This is a genomic window from Campylobacter sp. RM19072 (assembly GCF_024723485.1).
GTDB classification, from domain to species: domain Bacteria; phylum Campylobacterota; class Campylobacteria; order Campylobacterales; family Campylobacteraceae; genus Campylobacter; species Campylobacter porcelli.
This window is the reverse complement of the sequence record NZ_JANQCU010000001.1, coordinates 156,640-177,820: the sequence shown is the minus strand read 5'-3', so window position 1 is coordinate 177,820 and position 21,181 is coordinate 156,640. Positions and strand designations below refer to the sequence as shown.

17 protein-coding genes are annotated in these 21,181 nt (G+C 33.8%); 14 read left to right on the top strand and 3 right to left on the bottom strand.

Annotation, left to right across the window (positions count from 1 at the left end):
• Positions 1-26 precede the first annotated feature (26 nt).
• Entirely contained in the window at positions 27-893 is an 867-nt protein-coding gene (locus CSUIS19072_RS00915; RefSeq protein WP_236845250.1) for a LysR family transcriptional regulator, read from the top strand.
• Here the strand turns inward: CSUIS19072_RS00915 and CSUIS19072_RS00910 are convergent.
• The 3 genes from CSUIS19072_RS00910 to sstT are packed head-to-tail and all read right to left on the bottom strand — an operon-like array spanning position 883 to position 4,276.
• Positions 883-1,326 carry a hypothetical protein gene (locus CSUIS19072_RS00910; RefSeq protein WP_086236693.1) on the bottom strand — a complete coding sequence of 148 codons (444 nt, stop codon included), beginning with the start codon at positions 1,324-1,326 and terminating at the stop codon, positions 883-885. The genes CSUIS19072_RS00915 and CSUIS19072_RS00910 overlap by 11 nt on opposite strands.
• Positions 1,323-3,047, bottom strand: a complete 1,725-nt coding sequence (locus CSUIS19072_RS00905; protein WP_086292652.1) for a M3 family oligoendopeptidase — start codon at positions 3,045-3,047, stop codon at positions 1,323-1,325. Before CSUIS19072_RS00905 ends, CSUIS19072_RS00910 begins: the two co-directional genes overlap by 4 nt.
• A complete protein-coding gene (gene sstT / locus CSUIS19072_RS00900) occupies positions 3,047-4,276 on the bottom strand; it encodes a serine/threonine transporter SstT (RefSeq protein ID WP_086236691.1) in 1,230 nt (409 codons plus the stop codon). The genes CSUIS19072_RS00905 and sstT overlap by 1 nt, the downstream gene beginning before the upstream one ends.
• A gap of 219 nt (positions 4,277-4,495) precedes the next feature.
• On the opposite strand from sstT, the gene metK reads away from it, so the two are divergent.
• From metK to CSUIS19072_RS00835, 13 genes are all read left to right on the top strand, one after another.
• Positions 4,496-5,689 (top strand): methionine adenosyltransferase, encoded by a 1,194-nt coding sequence (gene metK / locus CSUIS19072_RS00895; RefSeq protein ID WP_086236690.1) that lies wholly within the window; start codon positions 4,496-4,498, stop codon positions 5,687-5,689.
• Between the two features lie 3 nt (positions 5,690-5,692).
• Complete coding sequence (gene dsbD / locus CSUIS19072_RS00890; RefSeq protein ID WP_086292654.1) at positions 5,693-7,408, top strand: protein-disulfide reductase DsbD; 1,716 nt, start codon at positions 5,693-5,695, stop codon at positions 7,406-7,408.
• Between the two features lie 10 nt (positions 7,409-7,418).
• Entirely contained in the window at positions 7,419-7,805 is a 387-nt protein-coding gene (locus CSUIS19072_RS00885; protein WP_236847899.1) for a rhodanese-like domain-containing protein, read from the top strand.
• On the top strand, positions 7,802-8,119 hold the full coding sequence (locus CSUIS19072_RS00880; RefSeq protein WP_086292656.1) for a hypothetical protein: 318 nt from the start codon (positions 7,802-7,804) through the stop codon (positions 8,117-8,119). The genes CSUIS19072_RS00885 and CSUIS19072_RS00880 overlap by 4 nt, the downstream gene beginning before the upstream one ends.
• A complete protein-coding gene (locus CSUIS19072_RS00875) occupies positions 8,112-8,756 on the top strand; it encodes an HAD family hydrolase (RefSeq protein ID WP_086292658.1) in 645 nt (214 codons plus the stop codon). Before CSUIS19072_RS00880 ends, CSUIS19072_RS00875 begins: the two co-directional genes overlap by 8 nt.
• Before the next feature lie 91 nt (positions 8,757-8,847).
• Complete coding sequence (locus tag CSUIS19072_RS00870; protein ID WP_086292660.1) at positions 8,848-10,524, top strand: acetolactate synthase large subunit; 1,677 nt, start codon at positions 8,848-8,850, stop codon at positions 10,522-10,524.
• A 2-nt stretch (positions 10,525-10,526) separates the two neighbouring features.
• Entirely contained in the window at positions 10,527-10,991 is a 465-nt protein-coding gene (ilvN, locus tag CSUIS19072_RS00865; RefSeq protein ID WP_086224528.1) for an acetolactate synthase small subunit, read from the top strand.
• Positions 10,991-11,953 (top strand): UDP-3-O-(3-hydroxymyristoyl)glucosamine N-acyltransferase, encoded by a 963-nt coding sequence (gene lpxD / locus CSUIS19072_RS00860; RefSeq protein ID WP_086292662.1) that lies wholly within the window; start codon positions 10,991-10,993, stop codon positions 11,951-11,953. The genes ilvN and lpxD overlap by 1 nt, the downstream gene beginning before the upstream one ends.
• Positions 11,954-14,044 carry an RNA degradosome polyphosphate kinase gene (locus tag CSUIS19072_RS00855; RefSeq protein ID WP_086292665.1) on the top strand — a complete coding sequence of 697 codons (2,091 nt, stop codon included), beginning with the start codon at positions 11,954-11,956 and terminating at the stop codon, positions 14,042-14,044. It begins immediately after the preceding gene.
• Positions 14,045-14,473: 429 nt separating this feature from the next.
• Entirely contained in the window at positions 14,474-16,735 is a 2,262-nt protein-coding gene (metE, locus tag CSUIS19072_RS00850; RefSeq protein ID WP_086292669.1) for a 5-methyltetrahydropteroyltriglutamate--homocysteine S-methyltransferase, read from the top strand.
• 52 nt (positions 16,736-16,787) lie between these two features.
• The gene (locus CSUIS19072_RS00845; protein ID WP_141083157.1) at positions 16,788-17,738 is read left to right on the top strand and encodes a methylenetetrahydrofolate reductase; all 951 of its coding nucleotides are present in this window, start codon (positions 16,788-16,790) and stop codon (positions 17,736-17,738) included.
• A 295-nt stretch (positions 17,739-18,033) separates the two neighbouring features.
• Positions 18,034-18,375 carry a DUF485 domain-containing protein gene (locus CSUIS19072_RS00840; protein ID WP_086292671.1) on the top strand — a complete coding sequence of 114 codons (342 nt, stop codon included), beginning with the start codon at positions 18,034-18,036 and terminating at the stop codon, positions 18,373-18,375.
• Positions 18,372-20,015 (top strand): cation acetate symporter, encoded by a 1,644-nt coding sequence (locus tag CSUIS19072_RS00835; RefSeq protein ID WP_086292673.1) that lies wholly within the window; start codon positions 18,372-18,374, stop codon positions 20,013-20,015. Before CSUIS19072_RS00840 ends, CSUIS19072_RS00835 begins: the two co-directional genes overlap by 4 nt.
• Positions 20,016-21,181: the final 1,166 nt, after the last annotated feature.

The following is a 21,181-nucleotide window of genomic DNA, read 5'->3' as shown; positions in this document are numbered from 1 at the left end:
AATTATAAAATCCAAAAGGTTTTTTGATGATCGATTTTAATAAAATATACACTTTTATGACAATTGTCAAAGAAAGGAGTTTCTCAAAGGCTTCTACGACCTTAGGGCTATCGCAGCCAGCTGTTACCTTACAGATTAAAAAGCTAGAAGAGGCACTACAAACCACGCTTTTAGTAAGGCGTAAAAATGGTATAGTGCTGACAAAAGAGGGCGATAGATTTTATAAATTATGTATGAAATTTGAAGGGGCTATGTTTAGGTTTAAAGAAGAAGCCCATAGGATAAAAGATGAGAAATTTAAAATCTCAGTTGCTACTAATTTACTTATAGCACATGCGATTTTACCATTTATGCTAGATAAAATTTGCGATGTGATAAATAGCGATTTAGATGTTAAAATAGCTGATACAAATAATGATTTAGTCTCAAGTCTAATAGACAAAAGATGCGATATTATCATGACTCAAGAGAGATTATATAATGAGCAATTGATATTTAAAAAGCTATTTGAGTATGATATAATCTTGGTCTCAAATATGGTAGCAAATCAAAAAATCACCCCAGCAAAACTTGGCGAGTTTAACTTCATTACAGATAGGACAAAATCCTTTTTAAAGGGGTATTTTGAGCAGTTTGGGGTAAATTATGAAGAGCTTCGCACCATTTATAGGCTAGATGGTGCTGTAGCTACTAAGTATGCAATGCTAAATAATAAGGCTAAAGAGTATGTGGCATTTTTGCCTAGATTTTTAATAAGACAAGCTATTGCTGATGGACTACTCTTTCCTATCGATATAGAAGGAGTAAAGATCATTCGCCCAGTATTTATAGCTGGGCTTAGGGAGAATGAGCATATACTAGATAAGGTTAGTAAAATATCTATTAACCTTTGAAAATATCCCTATTTTTGGGGTTATTTAAAAATATCTGTTTTGAGTGTTCTTGTTTTGTTTTAATGCTATTTGGTGTATAGGTAGCGAAATTTATTAATAGCGGATTTTCATCTATACTAATTCTGATAATAGCACCAATTGGGACACTCACTACACTAGCAAAGTCATCTTCGCCAAATCCAGCTTCAAAGCTTATCTCATCACTACTGATTTTAACACTACTTAGCGTATATCCAGCTAAACTAAATAAAATAACAGATGGATTAAAGCTTGATTTGATACTATCTGGCAAATCTGGATTAAAGCTTACAAATTTAGTATTTACTAAAATATCAACTGTAGAGCCTTTATCTATCAAAAAATTTAGCAAATCATAGATATTTTTACGCATCATAGAGCCAAATTTATCATCTTTTAAAATCTCTTCAATCATAGACTACTCTCCTTTATAAACTCATCAACCAAATTTTCCACTTGAGAAATTCCAATATTCCAAAATTTCTCATCATCAATATCAAAGCCAAACATTCCTACAAGCTCTTTTGGGCTTTTGCTTCCACCTAGGCTTAAGAATTTAGTATAAATCTCTACAAAATTATCACACTCTTTGCTTTTATATAGTCCAAAAAGCGCTAACACTAAAAGCTGAGCATATGAATAGGCATAGCAGTAAAATGGGGAGTGTATAAAGTGCGGAATATAGCTCCACCAAATTTTATAATAATCATTTAAAATAAGAGAATTTCCAAACATCTTTTTACTCTCTTGTAGCCAAATTCTATTTAATTCATCGCTACTTATCTCGCCTTCGTATGAATGCACTAGGCGTTCAAAAGTAGTGAAATTTATCTGCCTATACAAAGTAGCAAATATATCTTCTATTTTACCAGCTAATAAAGCAACTTTTTGCTCTTTTGGAAGTCTATTTTTGACATATTCAAAAACCAGCATTTCGCAAAATACAGAGGCTGTTTCAGCTGTGGTTAGCGGTGTGTGCGAATTTAAATATCCCACGCTATAGCTAAGGTATTGATGGATACTATGGCCTAGCTCGTGAGCTAATGTGAAAAGATCTCGCCTTCTACCGGTAAAATTTAGCAGTACAAATGGATGGACATCGCTACTAGCAGAGTGTGAGAAGGCTCCGGCTTGTTTATTCTCATCTGGATATACATCGCACCAATTCTCATCAAAAGCCCTTTTAGCCAAATTACCAAATAGCGGACTAAACTGGCTAAATGCCTCAATTACTATTGATTTTGCCTCCTCATAATCCATCTTTTCATCGCCACCTAAAGGGGCATATCTATCATAATCATATAGCTTATCAAAGCCTAGAATTTCACGCTTTTTATCATAAAATTTAGATACCAAACCAAAGCTATTTTCACTAGCATTAATCAAAGCATCTACGCTTGATTTTTCTATTTGATTGCTTAGGTGCCTACTTGACTCTCCATACTCATATCCACGCAGTTCGCAGCTATTTTTTAGATCTGTTTTAATCATATTATAGATATAAGTGAGCAGATGTTGCATTGGCTCTAGCCCTTTACTTAGGGATTTGGCAGCCTCTTTTCTTATATTTCTATCACTACTACTACTAAGCTTAGATAAAATCTCTTCTTCTTTTAAAAGCTCCCCTTCAAACTCAAATCTAGCCCTAGCCATACTCTCATCAAATAGCCTACTAAACGCACTTGCTCCAGTATTTGCTGTCCTTAATAGAATTCTCTCTTCTAAAAAGCTTAGCTGGTGAGATCTACTCTTAGCCAAATTCTCTAAGTAGTAGCCAAATTTAGGCGTGTTTATTATAAAATTTTTTTGAGTTTTTGTATCAAGCTCATTAAATTCAATCTCGAAAAATAACACACTCTCTTCTATCTTGGTGTAGATCTCCTCATATTTGGCTAAAAATGCCCCCTTGCTTGTATCTTTAGCAAAATTTAAATAAGCATAGCTCATAACCTTGCCAATACCAGCTAAAATTTCCTCATAACCTTCCATAGCATTTTTAAATTCATCACTATTTAGATTACTCAAATTTTTACTAAATTTGCCATTAAATTCATCAGCATTTTTTCGTAAATTTAGACAAAATTTATCCAACTCATCAATACTATTAAAAAATTTAGATAGATCCCATATCATAATTATTCCTTTATATTATTTGAAATTATAGCGGTAAATAAAACATCTGTAGAGCTATTTAGAGCTGTCTCTACTGAGTCTTGAATAACGCTAATTATAAATCCGATAGCCACCACTTGCATAGCTATATCATTGCTAATTCCAAATAGCGAACAAGCAAGCGGTATAAGCATCAAAGAGCCTCCAGCTACCCCGCTAGCTCCACACGCACCAATTGCTGCTATTATACTAAGTAGTAAAGCATCCCAAAATCCAACTTCAATCCCCAAGGTATAAACCGCACTCAAAGATAGAACCGCTATAGTTACAGCAGCCCCAGCCATATTTATAGTAGCACCTAATGGAATAGAGATTGAGTAGAGATTTTCATTTAAATTTAATTTTTTGCATAAATTCATATTTACAGGTATGTTTGCAGCACTACTTCTGGTGAAAAATGCCATAACCGCACTCTCTTTTAGGCATATCATTATAAGCGGATATGGATTTTTCTTTGTTACTATAAATACTATAATTGCATTAATCACAAATGCCACAAATAGCATAGTCCCCACAAGAACAAGCAGTAGCTTTAAATACCCGCCAAGTGCAGCAAATCCAGTTTGAGCTACACTAATACTAACAAGACCAAATATACCAAATGGAGCTAGGCGAATTATAAATTTAACTATCTTTGTAATTGCGCCGCTCATATCTTTAAATACCTTTTTTGTCTCATTACTACACTGCCTAAGAGCTATACCAACCCCGATAGCCCACGCTAAGATGCCGATATAATTACCATTTGCGATTGCGTTTAAGGGGTTATCTACTATCTTATATGCTAGATCTTTTAGCACCACTGATATATCGCTTGGTGCAGCACTCATAGCTACAGATGTATTTTGTAATACAAGTGTAGTAGGAGAGATAAAGCTAATACAAACAGCAGCTAAAGAGGCTAAAAATGTGCCAATTATATAGAGTATAACTATATTTTTCATTCCATGCGTATGACCAAATTCTTTAAGCACTATAGAAGCACTCACAAGCACAAAGACCAAAATAGGAGCCACAGCCTTTAGAGCGCCCACAAAAATAGAGCCTAAAATCGCAGCAAAATTGGCTAAATTTATCGCAATATCATTACCACCATAAGCTACAAACCCCAAAATCCCACCAAGGATAATACCAACTAAAATTTGGACTATTAAATTGCCATCATTATATCGCTGTGCAATATGTCTAATCATAAAAATCCTTTAATAAAATCAATTATTATATTTTAAATTTAATTAAATTTGGCTAAGAGTAGGGGGTTATAAAATTTTTATCTAAATTACTATATAAATATTAATAAGATTTAGTAATATTTATAGCGAGATAATATCAAATTCAAGTTACAAATTTAATATATATTTTACAAAATTATGCTAAAATCCACGCCAAAAATTGTCAAAATAAGGAAAAATATGTATCTATTTACAAGTGAAGTTGTAAGTCCAGGACACCCAGATAAATGTGCTGATATAATAGCTGATAGCATAGTAGATGCGATACTTTCGCAAGATTCAAAAGCAAGGGTGGCTAGTGAAGTTTTCGTTGCTGGTAAGCATATTGTAATTGGCGGCGAGATCAACTCAAGTGTAAATTTAAGTCATCAAGAGTATAGAACAATAGTTAAAAATGCCTTAGCAAAAATAGGATATAACGGCAATCCGCACTTTAGCAAAGCTCAATGTCTCCATCCAGATGATATTGAGGTAGATGTATTTTTGAATCAGCAAAGCCCAGATATAAATCAAGGCGTAGATCAACAAAGTGGCGAAATAGGTGCTGGAGATCAGGGGATTATGTTTGGATTTGCTTCGTGTGAGACTAATAATTTAATGCCAGCAGCGATAACTTACGCAAGAGTGCTTTGCGATAAGGTTTATAATTACGCTCTTAAAAATCCAGATAAACTAGGTGTGGATATAAAAACACAAGTTACAATCGATTATGGCACAAAATCAAATTTTGAAAATTGCAAACCAGAAAAAATCCATACAATAGTAGTTTCAGCCCCAAGCGTTGAGAGCTTAAAAATAGAAGAAGTAAGAGATTTGATACAAGGCTTGATAGATGATGCTGGACTTCCAAAAGAGCTTTATGACAAAGAAAAAACCATAATCTACATAAATCCAACTGGCAGATATGTAAATCACAGCTCACTTCACGATAGCGGATTAACAGGTAGGAAATTGATCGTAGATAGCTTTGGTGGATACTCACCTATTGGCGGTGGCGCTCAAAGTAGTAAAGACTACACAAAAGTCGATCGTAGTGGATTATACGCAGCTAGATGGATAGCTAAAAACATAGTCGCAGCAGGACTTGCTAAAAAGTGTATCGTCCAGCTAAGCTACGCTATAGGGGTAGCAAAACCAGTGAGCGTAAGCGTGGATTGTATGGGGACAAATATAAATAGCAATGATGATAAGCTTTCTGAGTTTGTCTATGAGAAATTTGCCTTAACTCCAAAGTGGATTACTGATAAATTTGGACTAGATAAACCTAGCAAAGATACATTTTTATACTCTAATGTAGCGGCTAAAGGGCAAGTAGGAGATCCTAGCTATCCATGGGAGAAGCTAGATGCTGTAGAGATATTTAAACAGATTTAATATATGAAAAAGCTATTATATCTATCTATTTTCATTGTATCTTTATGTCTTGGTAATATTTTAGAGCCTAAAGATGCCTTTAAAATCGCTATTTTAGGGGATAACCAAAGCGGTATAGTGGCTAAATTTGATATTGCTAATGGGGTATATCTATATCAAGATAAGATAAAAATAGAGCTTGATAGTAGTGATATTACTAAATTTTTAAATATTCCAAAAGCGATAAAATATGATAATTATGAAATTTATAGGGATTTAGAGATATTTATCCCTGCTGGCTTGGCGATAAATAAAGATAGATTTGAGCTTGATATTTACTATCAAGGTTGTAGCGATAGTGGATTTTGCTATCAACCTTTGCGGGATAAATTTGATATTAAATTTGATACAGATGGCAAGGTTATAGCAAATAGATTAAAAGCAGATCAAACGCCAAAATCACTAAATAAAGATAGCGGTAAAACCACACAAAATGAGCAATCTCAAATCGCTTTAAATTTAGAAAATAACTCGATTTTATGGATAATCTCTACCTTTTTTATCTATGGAGTTTTACTCTCGTTTACCCCATGCGTATTTCCTATGATACCAATTCTTTCTGGACTAATAATCTCCAAAGGCTCTAAGGATATTAAAAGCAACTTTATCATCAGCTTAATCTATGTCTTATCTATGAGTTTTACCTACGCTATAGCCGGAGTAGTGGCTAGTATGATAGGAGCTAGCGTTCAAGGATTGCTCCAAACTCCAGTTGTGCTAATTATATTTAGTGCTCTTTTTGTTATACTCTCTCTTTGTATGTTTGGGCTGTTTGAGTTTGATATTCCAAAGAGTTTGCAAAGTTATATAAACTCTAAAAGCTCTAAATTTAGCCATATTGGCGGTGTGATTTTTATGGGTGTTACATCAGCTTTGATAGTAGGGCCATGCGTAGCAGCACCACTGGCTGGAGCACTTTTGTATATTGCAAATAGTGGTGATATGGTAGTTGGTGGAGTAGCTTTATTTGTAATGAGCTTTGGGATGGGCTTGCCACTTCTTGCTATCGGACTTGGGGCTAGCAAGTTCTTACCAAAACCAGGTGAATGGATGGTAAGAATCAAAATTCTATTTGGTTTTATCATGCTAGCGATGGCTATTTGGGTAGTTTCGCCATTGATAACAGATGAATTTGCTATGGTTGGCTATGCTATTTTGGGAGTTATTTTAGCTAGTTTATTTGGTGCTTTTGAGAGTGCTATTAGTGCTACTCAAAGGGTAATTAAGGCTATATCTATAATTATTTTTACTATTAGTATAGTGGTGATTTTGGATTTTAGTGTCAATAAATTAGCGCCAAATTTAAAGCCAATATCGCAAATCGCACAACCTAAAAACGAGCTTAAATTTGAGTATGTAACCAACCTAAAAGAGCTTAAAAATATTATAAAATCTAGCCAAACTCCGCTTTTTATAGATTTTTGGGCTAGTTGGTGCGTGAATTGTAAAGAGCTTGAAAATGAGGTCTTTACCAAAGATGAGATAAGGGAAAAATTAAATAATTTTAGGCTTATTAAAATTGATTTAAGCCAAAATAGTATAGAAAATCAAGAGTTAATGAGAGAGTATCAAATTTTTGGCCCACCGGTTTTGCTAATCTACAATAAAGGTGAGTTAAAATCCCAAATAACTGGCTTAGTAAGCTCTGATGAGCTATTAAAATCGCTAAGCCAAATTTAAAGGATATAAAATGTTAAAGGTGTTAATGATGATATTTTGTAGCGCTATAATGGCTATGGCCAAGTATATGACAATAGAAATTGATGAAAATATAGTAAATGATAATAATATACAAATTATAGATATTCGCTCTCCAATCGAGTGGGAATATGGCGTTTTAAAGGGTTCGATATTGGTGAATTTAACTGATAATAACGGCAATTATAATGAAAATTTCGTAGATGAAGTTAAAAACAAAATCGACCCAAATAAGAAGATCGCTCTAATTTGTAGAAGTGGGCATAGAAGTCAAAGGGGTTCTGAAATTTTAATTCAACACGGATATAAAGATGTGATAAATTTATCCGGTGGTATGCTTTTAGCTACACAAAAAGGGCTAGATATAGTAAAACCATGAATGATAAAGCAAAACGAGTCAAATATCTGCGTGGGCTTGAAAAATTTGCTATATTGGCTATAAAAAGCTTAAAAAGAGATGATTATGATCCTATCAAATTCAGATCTCTCATCGATAAAAATGCTCAAATTTTATCCAAAATTGAGCCTGTTTATCTAGACCAACCATACTCAAAATCGCTTTGCGAATTCGTCAATTTAGTAATTAATAATGATGATAAAACAACGCTATTAAAAGCTGCAAATTCACTTGATAAGCTCAAAAATTCCAAAACTTATAAAAAAGACAAACACAAAGGCCAAATTTATGAATAGAGTTATAATTTTTGATATGGATGGGACGCTCGTTGATAGCGCAAAAGCTATTTGTAACACCATAAATTATATGCGAAAAGGGCTAAATATGCCCACGCTACTTGATGAAGATATCATAGAAGTTATCAATAATCCAGATAAAAACTTTATGATTGAATTTTATGGTGTTGAGAAGATTAGCAAAAATCTAGCTAAAATCTTTGAAGAAGAGTATCAAAAAAACTATTTTATTCACGCTACAATCTATCAAGATGCTTTAAATTTAATAGAGTATTTAGAGCAAATAGGCTATAAAATCGCCCTTGCTTCTAATGCTCCAAATTCTAGCCTAGAGTTGATACTATCAAATCTTAAAATATTAAATAAATTTGAGATAGTTGTGGGTGCTAGTGATACAATGCCGCCTAAACCAGCCCCAGATATGCTAAATTTTATAAAAGACAAACTCAAAAAAGATGCGATATTTATAGGTGATAGCTATAAAGATTTTTTAGCAGCACAAAATGCCAATATACCATACATAAATGTCAATTGGGGGAGAAAAACTCAAATTCCAAATAGCATAAATTGCCAAAACGCCCAAGAGGTGATAGAAAATATAAATTCAATGTGTAAATTTGATACATTTATCATTTAATTTGATTTAATTTCATATTTTTAAACTTTTTGAATAAAATTAATGCTATAATCAAAGAATTTGAAAATCAAAGTTAATTAAAGGTAAAAATATGAAAAAGCTAAATGGCTCGCAAATGATAAGCGAAGCGCTAAAACATGAAGGTGTTAGCGTTGTTTTTGGTTATCCTGGTGGCGCAGCATTAAATATCTATGATGAGACATATAAACAAGAGTATTTCACTCATATCTTAACCCGCCATGAACAAGCAGCCCTACATGCAGCCGATGGTTACGCAAGAGTTAGTGGCGAAGTCGGCGTGGCATTTGTAACTAGCGGCCCAGGATTTACAAATGCTGTAACCGGTCTAGCTACGGCGTATGCTGACTCCATCCCATTAGTTTTAATTAGCGGTCAAGTTGGCCTACCATTAATCGGCACAGACGCATTTCAAGAGATTGACGCCGTAGGCATATCAAGGCCTTGTGTGAAGCATAATTTTTTAGTCAAAAGTATTGAAGAGTTGCCACTTATCTTAAAGCAAGCTTTTTATATAGCAAGAAGTGGCCGCCCAGGTCCAGTCCATGTAGATATACCTAAGGATGTAACGGCTGCTATTGGCGATTTTGAGTATCCTAGCGAGATAAAGATGAAAACATATAAGCCAACCACAAAAGGCCATCCAAATCAGATTAAAAAGGCCTGTGAAGTCATTATGGCATCTAAAAAACCAATAGCCTATATAGGCGGTGGCGCTGTAAGTAGCGGGGCTAGTGATGAGATTAGAAAATTTATCCAAAAGACCCAAATTCCAGCAGTAGAGACACTAATGGCGCTTGGAGTTTTAACCTCTGTTAATCCTTTAAATTTAGCTATGGTTGGTATGCATGGTAGCTACGCTGCAAATATGGCATTAAGCGAGGCTGATCTGATCATCTGTCTTGGGGCTAGATTTGATGATAGAGTTACAGGCAAACTAAGCGAATTTGCCAAAAATGCCAAAATCATACATATAGATATAGACCCAAGTAGCATTGGTAAAATTGTCAAAGTAGATTATCCTATTGTTGGTGATTTGAACAATGTAATGATAGAATTAAATGAGAAGATAAATTTAAATGGCGATGAATTTAGCGCTTGGAGAGATCAGATCGAAATTTACAAAAAGCTTCACCCGCTTAATTATAAAGATAGTGATGAAGTCTTAAAGCCTCAATGGGTGATAGAAAAAATGGGGGAAATTTTGCCAAAAGAGAGCATAATCACCACAGATGTCGGCCAACACCAAATGTGGGTTGCGCAATTTTTCCCATTTAATCGCCCTAGACAGCTACTTACAAGTGGTGGTTTAGGCACTATGGGATATGGACTTCCAGCTGCGATGGGGGCTGCTTGGGCTAGTGATGCGCCTGTTATTGCTGTTAGCGGTGATGGTGGATTTTTGATGAATATCCAAGAGCTAATAACCTTAGTAGCAAACAAAAAACGAGTGATAAATATCATCTTAAATAATAATTTCTTAGGTATGGTGCGTCAGTGGCAAACATTTTTTTACGATGAGAGATACTCTAATACCGATCTTAGCATTCAGCCTGATTTTGTCAAAATTTGCGAAGGCTTTGGCGGTAAAGGATTTGTAGCTACTACAAAGAGTGAGTTTGAATCTGCTTTAAATCAGGCTTTGGAGTGCGAGTGCGTAAGCGTGATTGAGGTTAAGATAGATAGATTTGAAAATGTCTTGCCGATGGTTCCAGCCGGTGCGGCTATTTATAATATGATATTGGAGTGAGAATGAGAAGGGTTATTTCTGCAATTGTATTAAATGAACACGGGGTTTTAAGCCGTATAGTTGGGCTATTTTCAGGGCGTGGGTACAATATAGACTCTTTGACTGTAGCTCCTGTGCCAGAGAGTGAATTTTCTAGAGTTACGATCACCACAAGTGGCGATGCTAGGGTATTTGAGCAGATAGTTAAGCAACTTCACAAACTCATACCAACTTATAAAGTTATAGATGATAGTGGCGAATATGTAGAAAAAGAGATGGCGCTTATCAAAATTTCGCTAAATGAGGATTTTAGCGGACTTGATGCGATACTCAAATCATATAACGCTATAGTAGCTAACGCAAATGAACAATACATAATAGTAATGGGCTGTGATAACTCTGCTAGAATTGATTGTTTTATTAAAGTTATGAAAAAATATAACCCAATACAAATAGTCCGAAGCGGCTCAGTAATGATGGAAGTATGATGAAATTAAGTCAAATTTACTCTATTTTAGGATTAGAATTTAGCGGTGATGATATCGAGATTGTCTCTCTTAGCTCCTTAGCGTTAGCTCAAAGGGCTCAAATGAGCTATTGCGATTCACCTAAAAATACAAAATATCTAGCTGATTGTAAGGCTGGTGCCGTGCTAGTGAGTAAAGATATGGTTGATATGGTAAAGAGTAGGGCGGTTGTGGTAGAAAATCCCCATCTTGCTTTTGCTATCTTATCAAAGCACTTCTCAAAGCCATTGATTAGAGAATTCAAACCATCAAATATAGATGAGAGCGTAACTATAATGCCAAATGCCTATATAGGAAGTGGCGTAACTATCGGCAAAAATAGCCTAATAATGCCCGGAGTATATATAGGTGATAATGTAACAATCGGCAATGATTGTATAATCCACCCAAATGTTACAATCTACGCTGATAGCGTGATCGGTAATGAGTGTATAATTAACGCAAATTCAGTTATCGGTAGTGATGGTTTTGGCTACGCACATACCAAAACTGGCGAACACATTAAGATATATCACAATGGATGGGTAATCTTAGAAGATTGCGTAGAAATTGGCGCTTGTACCACGATAGATAGGGGAGTTTTTGAGCCGACAATTGTGCGTAAATACTCAAAAATTGATAATCTAGTCCAAATAGGCCACAACTGCGAAATCGGCTATGGCAGTATCTTGGTCTCTCAAGTTGGTTTAGCAGGTAGCACTAAGCTTGGTCGCAATGTAATAATGGGCGGTCAAAGCGGAACCGCAGGGCATCTAAGCATAGGTGATTTTGCTAAGATCGCTGGGCGTGGCGCTGTATCAAAGAGCGTTGAAGGCTCTAAAGAGTATGGCGGATATCCACTTATGGAGCTTAAAGAGTGGTTTAAAACTCAAGCTAGATTTTTGCGTGAATTTGGCAATAAAAATAGTAAGAAGGATCAATAGATGGAAAATAAAGATATGTTTATCAATCGTGAGCTATCTTGGCTTAGATTTAATTCTAGAGTTTTAGCACAATGTAATAAAGATCTTCCACTATTAGAAAAGCTGAAATTTATAGCGATATATTATACAAATTTAGATGAATTTTATATGATTAGGATAGCTGGGCTTAAGCAGTTATTTGCCGCTGGTATAGTAGTGAGCGGTAGTGATGAGATGACGCCTTTGGATCAGTTAAGAGAGATTAGAAAATATCTAAAAGATGAACAAGATATCTTAGAAGCATACTACAAAGATACAGTAAGCAAGCTTGCCGAACAAGGGCTACATATCCAAAATTATGAAGAGTTAAATGATGAAGTCAAGGCTAGGGCAGATGAGTATTTCTTCTCAAATATCTTACCTGTGATAGTGCCTATCGCTGTAGATCCTACTCATCCATTTCCGCATCTTAATAATCTTAGTTTTACTCTGGCTGTGAAGCTTTGTGATGATGCGCATCCTGAGATTGTTAAATTTGGGATGATTAGGATTAGTAGAGTGTTGCCTAGATTTTACTATGCTGGTGATGGGATTTATGTGCCTATTGAGAGCATAGTCCATAGGCACGCTGAAGAGATATTTCCGGGTTATAGATTGCTTAGTAGCTGTGCGTTTAGGGTTACTAGAAATGCTGATATGGTTATAGAAGAAGAAGAGGCTGATGATTTTATGCTTATTTTAGAACAGGGGCTAAAACTTCGCCGAAAAGGTGCGTTTGTAAGATTACAAATAGACTCTGGTTGCGATCCTGAAATTTTAGATTTTCTAAATTTACATATGAAAATTTTCTATAAAGATATATATGAGTATAGTATTCCTTTAACTCTTGGGTCGCTTTGGCAAATTATATCTGATAAGGAATTTTCACATCTTTTATTGCCGCCATATACGCCTAAAACTCTACCACCATTTGGTCAAAATGTCTCTATGTTTGATGCCATTGATAAAGAAGATGTGTTGTTGTTTCACCCGTATGAGAGCTTTGATCCGGTGACTCAATTTATCAAAGAAGCAGCCAAAGATCCAAAAGTTATATCTATTAGAATGACCCTTTATAGAGTTGAGAAAAACTCAGCTATAATTCAAGCATTAATAGATGCAGCTAATGAAGGCAAACAAGTTACTGTAATGGTGGAGTTAAAAGCTAGATTTGATGAAGAAAATAACCTTCATTGGGCAAAAGAACTTGAAAATGCCGGCGCTCATGTGATTTATGGAATCACTGGGTTTAAAGTCCATGCTAAGGTTAGCCAAGTTATACGCCAAGTTGGGGATAAACTGAATTTCTATATCCATCTAGGCACTGGTAATTACAATGGAAGTAGCGCAAAAATTTACACAGATATTAGCTATTTTACTTCAAGAGATGATCTAGCTAAGGATACAACTACATTTTTCCATATTCTATCTGGATTTAGCAAAAATCGTAGATTAAATGAGCTATCTATGTCGCCAATGCAGATTAAAGAGCGTGTAATAGCAATGATCAAAAACGAAGCCAAAATGGGTAGTGAGGGTAGAATCATAGCTAAGATGAATGCTCTAGTAGATAGCGATGTTATCAAGGCTTTATATGAAGCTAGCAATGCTGGAGTACAGATAAATTTAATAATCAGAGGTATATGCTGCCTTCGCCCAGGTGTGCTAGGAATGAGCGAAAATATCAAGGTTAGATCGATAATCGGTAAATACCTTGAACACGCTAGAATATTCTATTTTAAACACTCTAATCCTAAATTTTATATAAGTAGCGCTGATTGGATGCCTAGAAATTTAGAAAGAAGATTAGAGCTTATGACGCCTATTACAGACTCTGTATCTCAAGGCAAATTGGGCGAAATTTTACGCTTACAAATCCAAGATAATGAGTTAGCATTTGAATTAGGTAGCGATGGAGAGTATAGCAGTGTGGTAAGAGCTCCAAATGAAAAAGCGATAAATAATCACGAATTTTTCGAAGGTTATCTAAATAAAATCTTTAAAACAATGAAAAAATCAAGCGATCAAGATAAGGTTCAAATCTTAGCTTCAAAACTCTTTAAAGAGAGCTAATAGTCCTTGCTTAAAGCAAGGCTATTTCAGCTAGTATTTATAAGATTTTTGCTAGAATTCCCGCCAAATTTTAAATTTTTTAAGGATATAAAGGCTATGAGCTGTCCCATGTGTGCTTGCTTATAATACTATTTCTAAGGCTTTATATAAAGATAAATTTCTATTTTTAGTTAGTTTGCAGCTCTCATTTATAAACGCTATATCATATTTGGTCTTTATGGTTGCTTTCCCTATACATTGTAACTGCATATTTAGGCGTAAAACTCGTATAGCACTACTGAAATTAAAAAAATTTTATTTTAGTGATTTTAGTCAATTTTATAGATTTCATGGATTGCGGCCTCCGCTTGTTTTCTTCGAGATGCGCGACTTTATTGATGGTAGAATTTAAATTTAATTTTTTAAAATAATTATATTAAGGATAATAATATGTCAAAAAGTTTTGTAACAGGATTTCCTAGAATCGGAGAACAAAGAGAGTTAAAATTCGCCCTTGAGAATTTCTGGGCTGGTAAAAGTAGCTTTGGTGAAGTCCAAAAGGTAGCTAGCGAGCTTAAAAAACGCCACTGGGGATATCAGCTAGAGGCTAAAGTTGATTTAATCAGTGTTAATGACTTCTCATATTATGATTTAATGCTTGATAATATCATAACTTTTGGCGCTATTCCGCCACGCTTTAATGGACTCAGTGGCTATGATCTATACTTCTCAATGGCTAGAGGAAATGCTAATAGCGTAGCTATGGAAATGACAAAATGGTTTAATACAAACTACCATTATATCGTCCCTGAACTTAGCCGTGATACCAAATTTAAATTAGATAGTAGCAAGATTGTCGCAGAATATAAAGAGGCCAAAGAAGCTGGCGTAGATAATGCTAAGATAAATTTAATCGGCCCTATTACATTTTTAGCACTTAGTAAAACAACAGATGGGAGTAACGCATTTGATCATCTTGAGAGCTTGAAAGATGAGTATATCAAACTAATTAATGAGCTTTCAAAACTCGATAACGAAGTTATAATCCAAATTGATGAGCCGATATTTGTAACTGATAAAGCTAGTGAATTAGCTGGTAAAATAGTCCCGATTTATGACGCTTTAGTCACTGCTGCAAATAATGTTAAAATCATATTTATGACCTATTTTGAGCATGCTAATGAAGCTGTTGAAGAGGTAGTTAAAAGCAAAATTTGGGCTATTGGTTTGGATTTTGTCCATGCCTCTTCACAAGATAAAGCTCTTAAAATACTATCTAAGAGCGATAAGGTGCTTTTTGCTGGCTTGATAGATGGTAGAAATGTATGGGTTAGCAACCTTGATGCTAAGGCTCAAATCGTAAATAAGATAAAAGAGTTTATCCCAGATGATCGCCTATATATCGGCACTTCGTGTTCGCTTTTACATGTTCCATATACTTTAAAATATGAAGAGAATTTAGCTATAAAAGAGTGGCTAGCCTTTGGTGTTGAGAAGCTTACCGAGCTTAGACTTCTTAAAAAATTGGTAAATGGTGGTGATTTTTGTGAGATTGGTAACTCATTGATTGAGGCTAATCGCTCAGCAGTCGCTTCAAGAAAAACTTCAGAATTAATCAATGATATTAATGTCCAAAATAGGGTAAAATCACTAAATAAATTTGATAGAGATACAGCCTATGAAGAGCGTATTAAAATCCAAAAAACCGCCTTTAATCTACCTGAACTTCCTACCACTACAATAGGTAGCTTCCCACAAACTCCAGAGCTTAGACAAGTCCGAAACGCATATAAAAAATCTCTAATCACAAAAGAGTCATATGAGAGTGAGATTAAAAAATATATTGATGATTGTATCAAATTCCAAGAAGAGTGCGGATTGGATGTATTAGTCCATGGTGAGCCTGAGAGAAATGATATGGTTGAGTATTTTGGCGAACAGCTAAAAGGCTACGCATTCAGTGCTAATGGTTGGGTTCAAAGCTATGGTAGTAGGTGCGTTAAGCCACCACTTCTTTTTGGTGATGTGAGTCGCCCAGCACCTATGACTGTGGATTGGATCACATACGCTCAAAGCAAAACTTCAAAGATTATGAAAGGTATGCTAACAGGCCCTGTAACTATCCTAAATTGGAGCTTTGTTAGAGATGATAAACCAAGAAGTGAGATAGCTAAAGAGCTTGCGCTTTGTATCTATGATGAGATTGATGATTTACAAAAAGCTGGTATTAAGATAATTCAAGTTGATGAAGCAGCATTTAAAGAGGGGTATCCACTTCGCAAAGAGAATATCGCAGCATATGAAAAATTCGCCGTTGATTGCTTTAAATTAAGCGTTAGCGTAGCAAAAGCATCTACGCAGATTCACACACATATGTGCTATTCTGAATTTAATGATATCATTAAAACTATTGAAGCAATGGATGCCGATGTAATCAGTATCGAGACAGCAAGAAGTGGTAATGAGCTATTAAAAATCTTTAAATCAGTTGGCTACAAACAAGAGGTTGGTCCAGGTGTCTATGACATACATAGTCCTAGAATTCCTACGGTCGAAGAGATAGCAACTCAAATCAACGCTCTTTTAGAGGTATTACCTAAATCTCAGCTATGGATCAATCCAGATTGCGGATTAAAAACACGCAAATGGCAAGAGGTAAAACCTAGCTTAGAAAATATGGTAAAAGCGGTTAAAATTGTCCGTATGAGTTAATTTATTTACAGAGCTAACTTCGGTTGGCTCTATTAAATAAATTTGGAGTTATATGCTAAAAGATAAGATAAAACAAGGAAAATCCGGAATCATTCTATATGGTCTTACACCACCTAAGATTAGTTTAAGCTCAGATAAAGCTAAAGAGATTGCTCTTAAGCAACTTCAAAGGCTTGAAGGGATAAAGATAGATGGCCTAGTAATCTATGATTTACAAGATGAGAGTAGTCGCAACTCAGATAATAGGACATTTGAATTTGTCCGCACTATAAATCCTGAAATTTATGCCAAAGATTATTTACAAAATCGATATGAAGCTGTGATATATAAAGCAGTTGGGAATTATGATAGAGATGAATTTAGGGATTTTTTGCTTACTTATAGTAGTGCTATAAGCGTATTTGTGGGCGCAAGTTCAGCCAACGATACTCCAAAACTAAGCCTAAATGAAGCCTATAAAATGAAAAAAGAGATAGCAAATAGCCTAACTCTTGGCGGTATATGTATCCCAGAAAGACATATGAAAAAGCACAATGAAGATCTGCGTGTAGCATCCAAACGCCTTAAAGGATGTGAGTTTTTCATCACTCAAGCGGTTTATGATATCGAAACTGCGAAGAGATTTTTAGATGATTTTGCGGCATTAGGGATCAAAAATACTCCGATAATCTTCACTTTCACGCCTTGTGGCAATGAAAAGACATTAGAATTTATGCAGTGGCTAGGAGTATCTATAAGTGAATTATCTAAGCGTAGAATCTTTGATAGTAATGATCCATTAGAAAACTCTGTAAAATTAAGCCTTGATATGTTTGAGTTTTTATACAAATATGGCCAGACAAAGGGCGTTAGCGTAGGGGCAAATGTAGAGAGCATATCCACTAGAAAAATAGAGATAGAAGCATCGATCAAGCTTTTAAAAGGGATTATCTCAATGATAGAAAATGACTCATCAGAAAATACCAAAAGCAAAATTCAAAGCGCTTCTAGATTTGATGAGTAGTGCTTAAAAATCTATTTTAAAATTTAAATTTTAGCTATTATTAGATTAAATTATCTTATATATTTAAATTTCTTATATAATTAAATCAAATATAATAAATCTCTTCTATAGATATTTTTTATAAGTGAATAATATAATATTTATAAAAAATAAAATAATAGAAAGAAATATAGAATAAATTTATATATTCTTAATAATATTAATATAAATTTAAATTAATATTTTAATAAAAAAAATTATTGATTAATCCTTATAATTGAGATAGAATTAGGGTCAAATTTAATAAGGAGAGAAGATGAAAAATCAAGATCTTTTAAAGAGATACTATAAATTTATCTCTTTTAGAAATAGATTTTGCGTTTTGATGAGTTGCGGAATTTTTGCTATATTTTTCGCTTTTATACTAGCTATTGGTTTTTATCCTGATATTTTAGGATACAAAATAGGATCTAGCTCTGTTACTCTTGGGATAATTTGTGGTGTATCAATAATAATCATTGCTATATTATCCACTGGAGTTTATACTCTATTTGCAAATAAATATTTTGATAAGGAGCAAATGCAAATTATTGAAATACTAAAATCAAATGGTAAATTAGATAACGCTCAAAAATATGGTATAAAGGGGTTAGAATGAGAGTATTTATAATATCACTACTATTTTTTGCCTATTCTTATGGGGCTAGCTTAGATTTAGATGGAGCAAAAAGTGAGCTAAATATTGTAGCAATTGTGATGTTTGCTATCTTTGTCTTAGCTACGCTTGGTATCACATATTACTCCAATAAGCTTTCAAAATCTGCTTCTGGATTTTACACCGCTGGTGGCAATATCACTGGATTTCAAAATGGTATGGCGACAGCCGGGGATTATATGAGTGCGGCTAGCTTTTTGGGGATCGTGGGGATTGTATTTCACAGCGGTTTTGATGGGCTTGTATATTCAATAGGTTGGCTTGTAGGTTGGCCTATTGTGCTATTTTTGATAGCAGAAAAGTTCAGAAATCTAGGCAAATTTACATTTTCAGATATTATTGCCTATAGATTAGATGAAAAGCCTGTAAGGATAATCTCAGCAATTAGCGGACTTATACTTATTGTATTTTATCTTATAGCTCAAATGGTTGGTGCTGGGAGTTTGATACAAGTTCTTTTTGGGTTGCCTTATGAGATAGCAGTAGTCATCGTAGGCATTATGATGATACTATATGTGGCTTTTGGTGGTATGCATGCTACTACTTGGGTGCAGATTATTAAGGCTGGATTATTGCTAGGTGGGGCTACTTTTATGGCTATTATGATAATTTATCGCTCTGAGTTTAATCTTGGCTTATATTTTGATTTGGCTATTGCAAATCATCCTAACGGAGAAGATATTATGAAGCCTGGTGGTTTATTAGCTGATCCTATATCTGCTATATCTTTAGGACTTGCTTTGATGTTTGGTACTGCTGGATTACCTCATATTTTGATGAGATTTTTCACGGTCAAGGATGCCAAAGAGGCTAGGAAATCTGTATTTTATGCTACTGGGTTTATAGGATATTTTTATATCTTAACCTTTATTATAGGTTTTGGGGCTATTGCATTTTTGCTTGGTAATCCTGAATTTATAGGTAGTGATGGGAAATTTAATGGTATAGCAAATATGGAAGCTATAGAGCTATCTAAAGTGCTAGGTGGAGATATATTTTATGGATTTATCTGTGCTGTAACCTTCGCTACTATCTTAGCTGTGGTGGCTGGACTTACTATATCTGGAGCTGGAGCTATCAGCCATGACTTGTATGTAAATGTTTGCAAAAATGGACAATGCGATGCAAAACAAGAGATGAAAGTAACTAAAAGAGCTACAATAGCCTTGGGATTGTTAGCAATTGTGCTTGGTATGGCCTTTGAGGGACAAAATGTAGCTTTCATGGTTGGACTTGCATTTAGTATAGCAGCTAGTGTGAATTTCCCTATAATTTTGCTTTGTATATATTGGCGTGGGCTTAGCACAAAAGGTGTATTTTATGGTGGCTTGATAGGACTATTGGGCGTAATTAGTCTAGTTATATTAAGCCCTAGTATTTGGGTAAGTGTGCTTGGATTTGAAAATGCTATTTTCCCTTATAACTATCCTGCGATATTTAGTATGCCTATTACATTTGTAGCTATCTATATCATATCAAAACTAGATAACTCACAAAGGGCTAAAATGGATAGAACTGGATTTGAGGCTCAAGATTTTAGAGCACAAACTGGCATTGGCGCTAGTGGAGCTGTATCACATTAATAGAGTAGGGGAGTGCGCCAATCCCCTATTTATCACACTTTTAATAATGATCTTATATTCTATTCTTTAAAAATTCATATCAAATATCTACTAAACAGATTTATCAAATTTAAGTTATGCTAAGATAGAAATTTAGCTTTAAAATTTAGCCTAATCAAAGCCAAATTTAGGCTCTATAAATATATAAATTATGGTTTTAAATTCGTATTTATAAATAAAAATCAAAGGTATTGAATCAAATATTTTAATATTTCAATCTATAAATTGTCAAATAATTATCATCATATTTATATATTTTATATTGGAAACTATTTGCCAAGATAAAGTATGTTGTAAATTAAAGATAGATAAATATAATTAAATTTAAGCTACCAAAGATTGAGATTAGTTGAAACATAGATAAAGCATTGGATAAATTAATATGAATTTAGCCACAATATTGATTGATAATTTTGGAGTATTGAATTAAATATTTTAATATCTCAATCCATAAATTGTCAAATAATTATCATCATATTTATATATTTTATATTGAAAACTATTTGCCAAGATAAAGTATGTTGTAAATTAAAGATAGATAAATTTAGTTAAATTTAAGCTACTAAATATTGAGATTAGTTAAAAACATAGATAACGATTAGTTAAAAACATAGATAAAGCCTTGGATAAATTAATATGAATTTAGCCACAATATTGATTGATAATTTTGGAGTATTGAATCAAATATTTTAATATCTCAATCTATAAATTGTCAAATAATTATCATCATATTTATATATTTTATATTGAAAACTATTTGCCAAGATAAAGTATTTTGTAAATTAAAGATAGATAAATATAATTAAATTTAAGCTACCAAAGATTGAGATTAGTTGAAAACTATGAATTTAGCCACAATATTGATTGATAATTTTAGTTTTAAAATATATATTTTTATATTGATTAATGTCCATTAAAATTAATTGATTTTGTATAAATATCATAGATGTCAAGCTAGATATAGATCTAGGCAAATTTGATTAAAAAAGTAAAATTCAAACTATTTTATATATTTAGTATTGAAAACTATAATTTTCAAACTAAAATAAATTTAGCAATTTCCAACCTATTTTTATATATTAATATATCGATTTTACCATATTTTAATTGACTTTACCTTTTGTATG

Coding starts and splice junctions, on each gene's coding strand:
- CSUIS19072_RS00915 (WP_236845250.1), top strand. CDS start 27: ATGATCGATTTTAATAAAATATACACTTTTATGACAATTGTCAAAGAA.
- CSUIS19072_RS00910 (WP_086236693.1), bottom strand. CDS start 1,326: ATGATTGAAGAGATTTTAAAAGATGATAAATTTGGCTCTATGATGCGT.
- sstT (WP_086236691.1), bottom strand. CDS start 4,276: ATGATTAGACATATTGCACAGCGATATAATGATGGCAATTTAATAGTC.
- metK (WP_086236690.1), top strand. CDS start 4,496: ATGTATCTATTTACAAGTGAAGTTGTAAGTCCAGGACACCCAGATAAA.
- dsbD (WP_086292654.1), top strand. CDS start 5,693: ATGAAAAAGCTATTATATCTATCTATTTTCATTGTATCTTTATGTCTT.
- CSUIS19072_RS00885 (WP_236847899.1), top strand. CDS start 7,419: ATGTTAAAGGTGTTAATGATGATATTTTGTAGCGCTATAATGGCTATG.
- CSUIS19072_RS00880 (WP_086292656.1), top strand. CDS start 7,802: ATGAATGATAAAGCAAAACGAGTCAAATATCTGCGTGGGCTTGAAAAA.
- CSUIS19072_RS00875 (WP_086292658.1), top strand. CDS start 8,112: ATGAATAGAGTTATAATTTTTGATATGGATGGGACGCTCGTTGATAGC.
- CSUIS19072_RS00870 (WP_086292660.1), top strand. CDS start 8,848: ATGAAAAAGCTAAATGGCTCGCAAATGATAAGCGAAGCGCTAAAACAT.
- ilvN (WP_086224528.1), top strand. CDS start 10,527: ATGAGAAGGGTTATTTCTGCAATTGTATTAAATGAACACGGGGTTTTA.
- lpxD (WP_086292662.1), top strand. CDS start 10,991: ATGAAATTAAGTCAAATTTACTCTATTTTAGGATTAGAATTTAGCGGT.
- CSUIS19072_RS00855 (WP_086292665.1), top strand. CDS start 11,954: ATGGAAAATAAAGATATGTTTATCAATCGTGAGCTATCTTGGCTTAGA.
- metE (WP_086292669.1), top strand. CDS start 14,474: ATGTCAAAAAGTTTTGTAACAGGATTTCCTAGAATCGGAGAACAAAGA.
- CSUIS19072_RS00845 (WP_141083157.1), top strand. CDS start 16,788: ATGCTAAAAGATAAGATAAAACAAGGAAAATCCGGAATCATTCTATAT.
- CSUIS19072_RS00840 (WP_086292671.1), top strand. CDS start 18,034: ATGAAAAATCAAGATCTTTTAAAGAGATACTATAAATTTATCTCTTTT.
- CSUIS19072_RS00835 (WP_086292673.1), top strand. CDS start 18,372: ATGAGAGTATTTATAATATCACTACTATTTTTTGCCTATTCTTATGGG.